Source organism: Marivita sp. (assembly GCF_020055675.1).
Lineage (GTDB): Bacteria > Pseudomonadota > Alphaproteobacteria > Rhodobacterales > Rhodobacteraceae > Marivita.
The window spans coordinates 19537-31764 of the sequence record NZ_JAIPUS010000019.1 but is presented as its reverse complement, the minus strand read 5'-3'; the positions used below and the strand labels follow the sequence as shown (position 1 = coordinate 31764).

At 65.9% G+C, this 12228-nt stretch carries 14 protein-coding genes; 6 read left to right on the top strand and 8 right to left on the bottom strand.

Translation table 11 applies throughout. The features are described 5' to 3' along the window. Positions 1–4 precede the first annotated feature (4 nt). Together LCF59_RS12485 and LCF59_RS12480 are read left to right on the top strand one after the other, a co-directional pair. Positions 5–742 (top strand): SDR family oxidoreductase, encoded by a 738-nt coding sequence (locus tag LCF59_RS12485; protein ID WP_292287941.1) that lies wholly within the window; start codon positions 5–7, stop codon positions 740–742. Between the two features lie 83 nt (positions 743–825). Then, the gene (locus LCF59_RS12480) at positions 826–1935 is read left to right on the top strand and encodes an iron-containing alcohol dehydrogenase (RefSeq protein WP_292287940.1); all 1110 of its coding nucleotides are present in this window, start codon (positions 826–828) and stop codon (positions 1933–1935) included. Positions 1936–2148: 213 nt separating this feature from the next. On the opposite strand, the gene LCF59_RS12475 is transcribed toward LCF59_RS12480, so the two are convergent. Further along, on the bottom strand, positions 2149–2766 hold the full coding sequence (locus LCF59_RS12475; RefSeq protein WP_292287939.1) for an urea carboxylase-associated family protein: 618 nt from the start codon (positions 2764–2766) through the stop codon (positions 2149–2151). A gap of 447 nt (positions 2767–3213) precedes the next feature. Here LCF59_RS12475 and LCF59_RS12470 point away from each other — a divergent pair, with 447 nt between their 5' ends. Continuing rightward, positions 3214–4533: an MFS transporter gene (locus tag LCF59_RS12470; protein ID WP_292287938.1), complete on the top strand. Its 1320-nt coding sequence runs from the start codon at positions 3214–3216 to the stop codon at positions 4531–4533. A gap of 55 nt (positions 4534–4588) precedes the next feature. Here LCF59_RS12470 and LCF59_RS12465 read toward each other — a convergent pair whose 3' ends face one another. The 6 genes from LCF59_RS12465 to LCF59_RS12440 are packed head-to-tail and all read right to left on the bottom strand — an operon-like array spanning position 4589 to position 7566. After that, positions 4589–5038: a DUF411 domain-containing protein gene (locus tag LCF59_RS12465; protein WP_292287937.1), complete on the bottom strand. Its 450-nt coding sequence runs from the start codon at positions 5036–5038 to the stop codon at positions 4589–4591. After that, positions 5035–6030 carry a CopD family protein gene (locus LCF59_RS12460; protein ID WP_292287936.1) on the bottom strand — a complete coding sequence of 332 codons (996 nt, stop codon included), beginning with the start codon at positions 6028–6030 and terminating at the stop codon, positions 5035–5037. Before LCF59_RS12460 ends, LCF59_RS12465 begins: the two co-directional genes overlap by 4 nt. Positions 6031–6036: 6 nt before the next feature. After that, a complete protein-coding gene (locus LCF59_RS12455) occupies positions 6037–6399 on the bottom strand; it encodes a copper resistance CopC family protein (protein ID WP_292287935.1) in 363 nt (120 codons plus the stop codon). 11 nt (positions 6400–6410) lie between these two features. Then, positions 6411–6824, bottom strand: a complete 414-nt coding sequence (locus tag LCF59_RS12450; protein WP_292287934.1) for a c-type cytochrome — start codon at positions 6822–6824, stop codon at positions 6411–6413. Continuing rightward, positions 6821–7222, bottom strand: a complete 402-nt coding sequence (gene cueR, locus LCF59_RS12445) for a Cu(I)-responsive transcriptional regulator (protein WP_292287933.1) — start codon at positions 7220–7222, stop codon at positions 6821–6823. Before cueR ends, LCF59_RS12450 begins: the two co-directional genes overlap by 4 nt. Then, entirely contained in the window at positions 7219–7566 is a 348-nt protein-coding gene (locus LCF59_RS12440; RefSeq protein WP_292287932.1) for a hypothetical protein, read from the bottom strand. Before LCF59_RS12440 ends, cueR begins: the two co-directional genes overlap by 4 nt. A gap of 141 nt (positions 7567–7707) precedes the next feature. On the opposite strand from LCF59_RS12440, the gene LCF59_RS12435 reads away from it, so the two are divergent. Beyond that, the gene (locus LCF59_RS12435) at positions 7708–10158 is read left to right on the top strand and encodes a heavy metal translocating P-type ATPase (protein WP_292287931.1); all 2451 of its coding nucleotides are present in this window, start codon (positions 7708–7710) and stop codon (positions 10156–10158) included. Beyond that, positions 10155–10619, top strand: coding sequence for a cytochrome c (locus LCF59_RS12430; protein ID WP_292287930.1), 465 nt, complete (start codon positions 10155–10157; stop codon positions 10617–10619). Before LCF59_RS12435 ends, LCF59_RS12430 begins: the two co-directional genes overlap by 4 nt. Before the next feature lie 144 nt (positions 10620–10763). On the opposite strand, the gene LCF59_RS12425 is transcribed toward LCF59_RS12430, so the two are convergent. After that, entirely contained in the window at positions 10764–11417 is a 654-nt protein-coding gene (locus tag LCF59_RS12425; RefSeq protein ID WP_292287929.1) for a Crp/Fnr family transcriptional regulator, read from the bottom strand. Between the two features lie 67 nt (positions 11418–11484). Between LCF59_RS12425 and LCF59_RS12420 the strand changes: the two genes are divergently transcribed. After that, positions 11485–12057 (top strand): hypothetical protein, encoded by a 573-nt coding sequence (locus LCF59_RS12420; RefSeq protein WP_292287928.1) that lies wholly within the window; start codon positions 11485–11487, stop codon positions 12055–12057. Positions 12058–12228 lie beyond the last annotated feature (171 nt).

Genomic DNA, 12228 nt, shown 5'->3' with positions numbered 1-12228 from the left:
CGACATGGCCAAGTCGATTCTCATCACCGGCGCGGGCAGTGGCATCGGACGTGCCACGGCCCGGCGCTTTCTGGACGCAGGCTGGCGCGTGGCCCTGACCGGGCGGCGCGAAGATGCCCTGCACGAAGCGGCAGCGGGTCATGCCGCCGCCTTGGTCATTCCCTGCGATGTGACGGACGAAGCGGCGGTTGATGCGCTTTATGCGCGGATCGCGGGGGAATGGGACAGGCTCGATGTGTTGTTCAACAACGCGGGCACGAATGTCGCCGGCCGACCGATCGACGAGATTCCCGTCGCCGAATGGCAGCAAGTCTGCGATGTGAACATCACCGGCCTGTTCCTTGCCGCGCGGCGGGCCTTCGGCATGATGCGCCACCAAAGCCCGCAAGGCGGGCGGATCATCAACAACGGCTCTGTTTCGTCGCATGTCCCGCGTCCCGGCTCGGCACCCTACACGATGTCCAAGCACGCGGTGACCGGGCTGACGCGGACGCTGTCACTGGACGGGCGGCCGTTCGATATCGGCTGCGGCCAGATCGACGTCGGCAATGCGCTGACCGAGATGGCAGAGGCGATGACCCGTGGCGTGCCACAGGCCGACGGCTCGATGGCGGTCGAGGCGGTGATGGACGTGTCCTGTGTGGCCGACTCGGTGCTGCACATGGCCTCCCTGCCACCCGAGGCGAATATCGAGTTCATGACCGTCATGGCGACCAAGATGCCGTTCATCGGCCGGGGCTGACCCCTGCGGGATGACGGGGGCACGCGACAACACAAGGGGGACGTGATGCGGACCCAAACCGGAAAACACAAGGCGAGGGCACAATGGCATTGATCTCTTATCTCACCCGGATCGAGTTCGGCGAAGGCGAGGTCGCCCGGCTGCCCGAGCATCTTGCTGCGCTGAACGTATCGCGCCCGCTGGTCTGCACCGACACGGGGCTGGTCGCAACCGGGCTGGTCGACACCGTCACCGCCACCCTGACCGACGCGGTCGTTTTCGACGGGACACCTGCCAACCCGACGGAAGAGGCGGTGATGGCGGCCCTGGCGCTCTATCGCGAAAAGGGCTGCGACGGAATCGTGGGTCTTGGCGGCGGGTCGTCCCTTGATCTGGCCAAGGCCGTGCGGCTTCTGACGGGGCATGAACCGCCCCTTGCACAATACACCGCCATCAATGGCGGGGTCGCCAAGATACACGGCGATATCGCCCCGCTGATCGCGATCCCGACCACATCCGGCACCGGGTCCGAGGTGGGGCGCGCATCGGTCATCATTACGGACGACGGGCGCAAGCTTGGAATCCTGTCGCCCCACAACCTGCCGTCGATTGCCCTGTGCGATCCGGAACTCACTTATGGCCTGCCCGCCGGGCTGACCGCGGCGACGGGGATGGATGCGATATCGCACTGCCTTGAAACCTACATGGCGCCCGCCTTCAATCCGCCTGCCGAGGCCATCGCGCTGCACGGGCTGGACTGCGGATTGCGATCCATAGAACGGGCCGTGGCGGACGGGTCAGATACCGACGCGCGCCGCGACATGATGGTCTGCGCGCTGGAGGGTGCGATGGCATTCCAGAAGGGCCTCGGTGCGGTTCATGCGCTCACGCACCCGCTTGGGGCGATCCGGTCGCTGAACCTGCATCACGGCACACTCAACGCCGTGCTGACGCCCGAAGTCCTGCGCTTCAACCGCGACAGCATCGGCGCCAAGTGGGACGTGCTGCAAGACCGGATGGGTGCTGCGCCCGACGCCTATATTGCCGCGCTCAACGACCGGATCGGGATGCCGTCGGGGCTGACCGCGATGGGCGTGACCGAAGCGATGATGGAAGAGGTGGCAAGCGCCGCGCTCAAGGATCATTGCCACGCGACCAACCCCCGCACGGCGACCCGCGACGATTACCTGGAAATCCTGCACCGCTCGGCGTGAGGACCCCCGGCGTTTTCGGGTGGAACGCCTTCCCCCGGTCGCCGGCCCAGAGACGCGTCGCGCAAGCTCGGCACCCAGTCCCGCGTCGCGCTCTGGTCCAAGAACGTCCCGCATCCGGCGCCGACTGCGGGACCCAACGCCACCCGTCCTTGCGGCTGCGGCAAAACGCAAGCCCGTGCCAAGTGCCGCGATCGGCTTGTGTGAACCGGAAAATCAGCCCTGGCTGTCAAGGACCCGGTAATGCGCCTCGGTCGGCGTGCAGCCCGCTCCGTTGATTGGCAGGATGTCCTGAGGGCAGGCCGACATGGCGACGACACAGGCCATCTGAGCCCGCAGGACAACGTGATCCCCCGGTCGGGAGAGCGGTTCACCCCAGCTTGTGGCACCATCCGCAGTGACCGGGATGTTCATCCACAGGTTCAGCGGGCTGGGGCATTCCGGTGCCTCCAGCCCGATCTGCCGCATCGCTGCATGCAGATTGTCGGTACAGTTGTCGTGATAGTCTGTGCAGCCCAGCAAGCCGTACCGATAATTGTCACAGGCCGCGATCAGGGTGTCATGGCGTCCGGGTGACGTGTCCTCTTCCATGATCATGATCGGCCGGCGCCGGTTGGTGATCAGCGCGTCGCCTTCACCGGGCCAGAGCTTGCCGAGGGTCGGACGCATGTGCTCGTTTGACAGGAATTCCGCCAGGTCCTCGGCGTTGAACACCCATGTGTCCACGACCTGAGCGCCATGCGTGTTGATGATCTGGATCGCCTCGCCCTTGCCCAGACGGATTGCACGCCCCCGCCGCGCCGGAAGGGTGAAGGTTTCAGGTTCACTGGACAATTTGCCAACTCCATTTTTGCGATTGTCCAACCAGAACAGAGTTCGGGCCACATCGCAAGAAGCGCGCGGCGCAAGCAGGCGGCAGGCACAACCGAGCAGACGGCCTGCGACAGGCACAACCGAGCAGACGGCCTGCGACAGGTACAGCTCTGCCGCGACTGCGTGTCGTCCGCGTATCGCCAAAGCGCACCTTGCCTTGCCCGGCCGCCTTGCCTGGCCGGCTTGTTCTACGGCTCCGGGAAGGATAGCGTCCGGTCGTGACGAAACCCAATGTCGAGGCAACTGACCCCGCCGGCTCGCGCGGTGGTCCCCGCGCGCCGACAGCGCTCTGGGCGCGGGGGTCGGCATGATCGAGACGGGCAGGCCCTGCCTCTTGCTCACGCGGCAGCTTCGGGCGGTCGACAAGGCCGTGCTGAAGACCCTCAGCAGCTATCCTTGAGGCCAACCATGCTGGAGATCCTCGCTGACCGCACCTACCGCCACCTGTTCGCCGCGCAGGTTGTCGCGTTGCTCGGCACCGGGCTGGCCACCGTCGCGCTCGGGCTGCTGGCCTACGATCTGGCGGGCGACAATGCCTCCATGGTTCTGGGCACGGTCTTCACCATCAAGATGGTGGCCTATGTTGGCATCGCACCGCTCGCGGGCGCCTTCGCGGACAGGGTCAACCGGCGCGGTCTTCTCGTGGCGCTGGACATTGTTCGGGCAGGGACTGCGCTGTGCCTGCCTTTCGTGACCGAGGTCTGGCAGGTCTATGTCCTGATTTTCGCGCTGCAATCGGCCTCGGCCGCGTTCACGCCGACCTTCCAGGCGACGATCCCGGACGTGCTGCCCGAAGAGGCACGCTATACCCGCGCTCTGTCGCTGTCTCGGCTGGCCTATGACCTGGAAAATATCGTCAGCCCCACACTCGCCGCGCTGCTCTTGGCGGTGCTGAGCTATAATTCCCTGTTCCTTGGCACGGTCATTGGCTTCGCGGCCTCGGCGGCACTGGTGGTTTCGGTGGTCCAGCCCAGCCCCAAGCCCTCAGAGCCGCGCGGCATCTACGACCGCACCACACGCGGCATCCGCATCTACCTCGCCACGCCGCGGCTGCGCGGGCTTCTGGCGCTGAACCTCGCTGCCGCGGCGGCAGGCGCGATGGTGCTGGTGAACTCGGTGGTTCTGGTGCGGGGCCTTTTGGGCCTGTCGGAAAGCGCGCTCGCCTGGACGATCTTTGCCTTCGGGGCAGGGTCGATGATCGCGGCGCTGGCGCTGCCGCGCCTGCTGGATCGGGTGTCGGACCGCCCGGTGATGGTCGGTGGGGCCGTGCTTATGGGGATGACCCTGCTCGCGTTGGCGGCCGAGGTCGCAACCCACGGCCTCGACTGGCCGTTCCTGCTCGGCGCATGGCTGCTGATCGGTCTTGGCTATTCGGCGGTGCTCACCCCGTCGGGTCGCCTTTTGCGCCGTTCGGCCCATACCGTGGATCGCCCCGCGGTCTTCGCCGCGCAGTTCGCGCTGAGCCACGCCTGCTGGCTGGTGACCTATCCGCTGTCGGGCTGGCTGATGACGCAGTTCGGCCCGGTCGCAGCCCTTGGGCTGCTGGCGGCAGTGGCCGGCGCCGGGATGCTCCTGGCCCTGCGCGTTTGGCCATCGGGCGATCCCGAAACCTTCGAACACACCCACGACAACCTGCCGCTCGACCACCCGCACCTTCGGGGCGTGCGCCGCCACGCGCATCGCTTCGTCGTGGACGACGCGCATCCGCGCTGGGCCTCGTATCTCTGAAGATGGTGTCGCGTCACGCGGGCGCAGGTCAGCCGCAGGCAGGCTGCCCGCCGGATCAGGCGTGACGCTGGAAGACCTCCGTCGTGCCGTCCTGCAGCACAAGCAGAGTGTCAAACGCATCGCGCTGGTTGCCCATCTCCATGCCGGGTGACCCGATCGGCATGCCGGGCACCGCAAGCCCGAGCGCAGCCGGACGGGTGGCAAGCAGCCGCTCCACATCGCTTGCGGGCACATGGCCCTCGATGAAATAGCCGTCGACGAAGGCTGTGTGGCAGGATCCGAGGTCCGGTGTGACGCCCGCGCGCGCCTTCATCGACCAGAGCGTTTCCTGTTCGACGTCACGCGCAAGGGTGTCAAATCCGGCTTGCACCATGTGCTCAATCCAGGCCGAGCAGCAACCACAGGTCGGTGACTTGTAGACCTCGATGCGGGTGGGGGCCGCCGACGCCGGACCGGCAACCAATGCCGCACCGAGGCCGGTGAAAATGAAATGTCTGCGGTTCATGTATCGTATCTCCCTGATCGATCTGTTTGATTTGGATGGTAGCAGCGCGTGGGGTGACACGCAGCCATGGCATCCTGCCGCTCCCCGGACAGGATGGCTTGCTCCGAGAGTCCCGGTGGCGATGTGACGGTGGTGACCGCCGCGGTCGTGAGCAGGATCGCCCCGACCAGGGCCGCCTCGATCCCGATGGAGCGCCGCAGACGGCTGCCGGCGCCCGGTGTGGCGGCCAGAAGCGCCCGCGTCAGGTACATCTTGTTCAGGGCCGCGAGCGACAGGACCCCCGCGAACAGCGCGAGTTTCACCGCGAAGGCCTGTCCGTATGGTGTCGCCAGCGCCGTCGGTGTGGCCGCTCCGAACAGCAGCAGCGTCAGCGCTCCGGCCGCCACCAGCGCGCCCACGACCCAGAGCGCCTTGGCGCCGAATTCCTGTGCCAGTGGACCCGCAATGTCGGCTTCGCCTCGTGCCGATGCCTGTGCCAGTGGCGCGAAGGCCCCGATCCAGAAGGCGAGCCCGAGAATATGAACGGTGATCAGCAGGCCGAGCAGCACCCGCGGCTCATCAAGCGCGTGGCCGCGAAACGCAAAGGACGCGGCCACGACCATGGCGCCGGCTGCGGCGACCCACTGCGCCCGCCGCCATGGAAAGAGGATCGCGAGGATCAGTGCCAGCCCGATCAGGCGGAGCGTGACGCTTGTGCCAAGAGGGCCATCCGCAACCATGCCGAGGATCGCCGGGTCAAGCGCCCCGTCCAGCGATCCGCCCATCAGGAAACTTGCGCGAACGGGAAAGCGCAGGAGGCTCAGGGCCGCAGCGGCGAGGGCCGAGACCACTGCAATGCGCGCCAGCGACCGCCGCATTTCCGCATCGAGCCTGCGCAGCGCGCAGGCGACCAGAACGCTCCCCGCAGCCACGAGGGTGGTCGCATAGGTCAGCGCCTTTACAAGGATCGACATCCAGGTCAGCGCGTCAGCGGACGTCAACGTGGCCAGCATCCTGGATCAGTTTCCGATTTCAAAGGAAAAGCGTCCCGACATCGCATGGCCATCGCTGGACAGGCCGCGCCATTCCACGGTGTAGGCGCCCGGGCCAAGCGGTTCGGGTTCCGCGTGGAATTCCAGCGCCGGATCAAGACCTGTGCCGCGCTCCAACGGCATCTCGGCCCCATCCTCGTTCAACAGCCTGACCATCGTCACGCGCATCGGGTCGTCGAATATCATGTGGACCATGTCCGGCGTTTCGGACAGCGTCGCGCCATCCGCCGGGGTCGTCGCTTCCTTCTCGGAATGGGCGGCGGCGGTCATGGCCAAGAGGCTGGCAATCGCGGCAGCGGTAAAGGGCATTAGAATGTCGCGAGGTGTCATGGGTTTCCTTCTCAATTGATACCGTTTGCGCGCTGCAGCGCGCGGACATAGGCCGTGATCTGCACCACGTCCTCTTTGCTCACACCCTCGATTGCGGGCATGTTTCCGAAGCGCCAGTGATGCGCGCGCACGCCCTGCGCCGCTGCGAGAGCAAAGGCCATGTCGCCATGATGGCCGGGTTCATAGATTCGATGAACAAGCGGTGGACCCTGGTCCGAGCCAGCCGCGTTCTCACCGTGACATGCGGCGCAATTGCCATCGAACAGCATCTTTCCGGTTGTCTGGTCCTCGGTAAGATCGGGGATCGCGAGTGTCGCCAGATCGATCTTGCCAGACGCGTCCGCCGCCGGCCTCTGACTGTACCAGACGGCCAGAGCCACCAGGGCAACACTGCCCAGACCCGCTATGGCAGGCCGCAAGGTCACGCTTTGTGTCCCTCCAGACCGGCGAGATCGTCGAGGATCGGACAGTCCGGGCGGCCGTCGCCGTGGCACTGTGTAACAAGGGTTTCCAGCGTGGCTTGCATCGCTTGTAACTCCCCAATCTTGCGCGCGATCCGGTCGAGATGCTCGATGGCGACCTTTTTCACGTCCGCGCTGGCCCGCGCCCGGTCCTCGTAGAGCGACAGAAGCGTGCGGCACTCCTCGATCGAGAAACCGAGCGACCGCGCCCGGCCGAGAAAGGCGAGCATGTGCGCGTCCCGCTCACTGAAGGCACGATAGCCGTTGGCGCTTCGTGCCGGATGCACGAGGTCGATATCCTCGTAATACCGGATAGTCTTGGCGGGCAGACCGCTCGCGGCTGCGACCTCACTGATATTCATGTCTTCGCTCCATCAAGCACTTTCTGTGACACCTCGTATTCGTGTTCGCTGACCTCACCCTTGGCGAAGCGGTGCCGAAGACTCGTCATTGCGGTGTCTTCCGATTTATCACCGGATCGGGGTCTGTCTGCGCCAAGCCGTCTGACCACAAGCACAATCGTGCCCATGAGAAGGGTAAAAAAGATCAGCGTCATGACCGGCCCTGTAAGCCAACCGCCCCAACCCATCATGCCGTGGTGATCGAAGGATCGACCGCCCGAGGGAGCCGCGACGGCCATGCCGGAGGCGGCCGGACCGAAACCCACCATGCCGGTTGTGCCGCATAACGTGAGCATCCTCTTCATGGTGGGTTTCCTTTCGTGTGACGCCTGTGATCCCAATGACCTGTAGATAGGGCTTCCACCTACTGGAGGGTCAATAGCGTGTCATCCCTTGACCTTCCAGTGAGTGGAAGAATTAGGTATATTGAAACGGAGGTTCTCACCATGGCCCAGACCACCCAAGCTGCCGAGACCGTCACGCGCGACCCGGTCTGCGGGATGATCGTCGATCCGGAGGACGACAAGCCCCAAATGGAATACGACGGGCATGTCTACCACTTTTGCGACGACGAATGCCGGGACAGGTTCGCGGCCGATCCGGATGCTTATATCGAGGCAGAGGACCCGGTGTGCGGCATGACCGTCGACCGGGCCACGGCGCGGCATGTGGCAAAGCACGCGGACAAGCGCTTCTACTTCTGTTCGGAGCGGTGCAAGGACAAGTTCGAGGCCGCGCCGGATGACTATCTCGGCGACGGCAAGGCGCCAAAGCCAATGCCCGAGGGCACGCTTTATACCTGCCCGATGGACCCCGAGATCGTTCAGGAGGGGCCCGGCGAGTGCCCGATCTGCGGCATGGCGCTGGAGCCGATGATGCCGCAGGCGGAGTCCGGGCCGAACCCCGAGCTGGTCGATTTCCGCCGTCGCTTGTGGATCGGCGGGCCGTTGGCGCTGGCCGTGCTGGTGCTCGAGATGGGCAGCATGGTGGGGATGCCCTGGGCGGACTGGTTCGGGGGCACGACAGTCCGCTGGCTGCAATTTCTGCTGGCCACGCCGGTTGTCGTCTGGGTGGCGCAGCCGTTCTTCAAGCGCGGCTGGTCGTCGATCGTGACGGGCAACCTGAACATGTGGACGCTGATCGCCATCGGCACTGGTGCGGCCTACGGCTTCAGCCTGGTGTCGTTGCTGCTGCCGGGGGTTTTTCCCGCCGAACTTCAGGGACAGCACGGCCCGCCGCTCTATTTCGAAGCGTCGGCGGTGATCCTGATCCTTGTTCTCGTGGGCCAGGTGATGGAGCTGACGGCGCGTGACCGCACGGGTGATGCCCTCCGCGCGCTGATGGACCTCGCGCCCAAGACGGCCCGGCGCGTGACCGGGTCGGGCGAGGAAGAGGACGTCCCCCTCGACGCCGTGGAGGCCGGCGACCGGTTGCGCGTGCGCCCGGGCGAGTCCGTCCCCGTCGACGGCACGGTGGCCGAGGGCCGGTCCTCGGTCGATGAAAGCATGATCACCGGTGAGCCTGTCCCGGTCGAGAAAACCGATGGCGACAGCGTGACGGGCGGGACGCTCAACAAGACCGGGTCTTTCGTGATGACGGCAGAGGCGGTCGGCAGCGACACGGTCCTGAGCCGCATCGTGGCGATGGTGGCGGCGGCGCAGCGCTCGCGCGCGCCGATCCAGGCGTTGGCCGACCGGGTGGCCGGGTATTTCGTGCCCGCCGTGATCGGTGTCGCGGTGCTGGCCTTCGTGGCGTGGCTGATCTTCGGGCCGGCACCCGCCCTGGGCTATGCCGTCGTCGCCGCCGTCAGCGTCCTGATCATCGCGTGCCCCTGTGCGCTGGGGCTTGCCACGCCGATGTCGATAATGGTCGCAACCGGGCGCGGGGCGCAGGCGGGTGTCCTGATCCGCGACGCCGAGGCGCTGGAGCGGTTCGCGGGCGTCGATGTCCTGGTGCTCGATAAGACCGGGACGTTGACCGAGGGGCAGCCGAGCCTGACCGACGTGATCGCCCTTGGAGATATTGGCGAGGATCGGATTCTCGGCCTTGCCGCGGCGCTTGAGCGCGGGTCCGAGCATCCGCTGGCCGAGGCGATCCTGTCCGGCGCCGAGGATCGCGATGTCGAACGCCTCGATACGACCGATTTCGACGCCGTGACCGGCCAGGGGGTGCGGGGCAAGGTCGATGGCGCGCCGGTCGCGCTGGGCAACACACGGCTCATGAAGGATCTGGAGATTGACGTCGCACAGGTCGAGGCGCAGATTGCCAACCTTCAGGATGCAGGCAAGACCGCGATGCTGCTTGCCGTGGATGGCAACCTCGCCGGGATCGTCGCGGTGGCAGACCAGATCAAGGAAACGACCGCCGGCGCGATCCGCGATCTGCATGACGCGGATCTGCGCATCGTCATGGCGACCGGCGATAGCCAGCGCACGGCGGACGCGGTCGCGCAGGAACTGGATATCGACGACGTGCGCGCGGGGGTGTCGCCAGAGGAGAAGGCGGACCTGATCGCCGACCTCAAGGCGCAAGACCTGTCCGTGGCCATGGCCGGAGACGGGGTCAACGACGCGCCCGCGCTCGCTGCGGCGGATGTCGGTATCGCCATGGGCACAGGCGCGGATGTTGCTGTGGAAAGCGCGGGGGTGACCCTTGTGAAGGGCGACCTTCGCGGCATCGTGCGCGCGCGTGTTCTGGCGCAGGCGACGATGTGCAATATCCGGCAGAACCTGTTTTTTGCCTTCGTCTACAATTCGGCCGGCGTGCCTGTCGCGGCAGGTATCCTGTTTCCGTTCTTCGGCGTGCTGCTGTCGCCGATGATCGCAGCGGCGGCGATGAGCCTGTCATCTGTTTCGGTCATCGGAAATTCGTTGCGGCTCCGGGGGATGAAGCTGTGAGGGGGCTTGTCATCTTTGGGGCGGGGCTTGTGGTTGCGGGTCTCGTGGCGACTGTTTGGGTCCGGGGCGCCGCGACCGGGGATGCGGGCGGTAATGCCCGCGTGCCCGATCTTGCCCGGGGCGCGGCCATCTACGCCGAAGCCTGCGCCGTCTGTCATGGCGCTGACCTCGAAGGGCAGGCTGACTGGCGCTCGCCCGGCCCGGACGGACGGCTGCCGGCGCCGCCCCATGACGCGACGGGCCACACCTGGCACCATCCCGACCGCGTGCTTCTGGACATCACGATGCGCGGCACTGCGGCCGTGGTTGGGGGCAGCTACGAAAGCAACATGCCGGGCTTCGGGGAGGACTATTCCGAGGATGACCTGCGCGACGTCCTCGACTGGATCAAGACCCAGTGGCCGGAGCGGGAACGCGCATACCAGGCTCAGGTCACCGCGCGGGACGAAACCGCCAGGTGACAGCGTCCCAGTCCTCCACGGGCCATGACGCGATGGGCGGCGTCCTCCGGGCTGATCTGCTTGCGGTGCCGTTGCATTTGGTGCTGCCGCGCGTCGCGGTGTCGGAACGCCGCGCGGCGCTGGTACATGCCGCTTTTGTCTTGCCTACGACCTGCCCCCTGGCTTGGCGCTCTGGGCCGTCTGGTGGCTCTGATCACTCAGCAATCGGACCCGTCCGCGTTCTGGCCGGGTCAACTGGCCGCGCTGTTCGAGAACCGCGATGGCGCGGTAGAGCGCCGGTGCGGTCACATCAAGATCGGCTGCAATCGACATGAGCGACATCTCCGGTGGCAATGCGCCCTCGGCGTCCGCAAGGTCGCTCAGTCGCGCCAAAGCCCGCTCTGTCAATGGCGTGATGGCACGAAGTTCAAGCAGGCGCCGCGCCTTCATCAGCGATTGTGCGAGGTGCAAGCTGAAGACATTCGCAAGGTCGGGCCTGGCCTCGAAGGCGCGCAACGCCAGGCGCCTTGGCAGGAGACGCAGGTTTGAGGGCGCTGCCGCGACAGCGTCGCAATGGCAATGGTCGGCGAAGATCGAGGCTTCTGCGAATGTCTCGTCTTTCCGCGCGGTGTGAATCCGGACACGTCGCCCTGCATCCGTGTGACGGACAAGCTCGACCTGCCCATCCGTCAGAAACAGCAGCCCGGGAGGATCGTCCCCCTGCCGAAACAAAACCTGTCCGGGTTCCAGCGCGATCGTCCGTGCGCTCCCCGCGGGGCAGGCCTGTTCCAATCGATCGAAAAATCCGGGCAGTGACATGATCGTCATCATATCCAGACCAGGGGTGTCTTGGCTAGTCGTGGGTTGAATCAACAAGGATTTTCGCATGTTTTCCAAAGCGCTCAATCGAGCCATCGCCGCCCTCGCAATCGCTGCCGCAACACCCCTGGCGGCGCAGCAGGCGGACCATTCAGGCCATATGGGACATGATATGTCGGGGTCCGAGACAGCAGAGTTGCCCACCGAGCCGGGAGACGACGCCTTCGCCGCAATTGCAGAAATCGTCGCCATGCTGTCTGCCGATCCGGAGACTGATTGGAACCGCGTCGATATTGACGGCCTGCGCGCGCACCTGGTCGACATGAACGTGCTTGTCCTCGGAGCAAGCGTCCGCTCCGAGCCGGTGCCGGACGGTCTCAGGATGCGGGTCGGAACGGCAGGGCGACCGGGCGAGGCCGCGTCCCGCATGGTTCCGGCACATGGTCCGGTTCTCGCGGCCGAGACCGGCTGGCAGTCAGAGGTGACGCGTGATGGCCCCGAGATTGTCTGGACGGTGCGCGGTGCCGACGCCGCCGCCGCGGTCCGCATCCAGGCGCTCGGGTTCTTCGGGCTGATGGCCACCGGCGACCATCACCGGGCGCATCATCTGGCGATGGCCAAAGGCGAAGCCGCGCATTGAACTCGGCCAGTTGACGGGGGTCTGCGGCGGGCGCACCGGAGCGTTCCCGACAAAGACTGTACACCATGTGTCGCCCCGTCAATTGCACCCGATCATTTCAGGCGGCTGGCGCGTGACTTTGAACTGAGTTCGAAACCACTGAGGAACCGGGTGGACCGCGCGTTGGCTCGT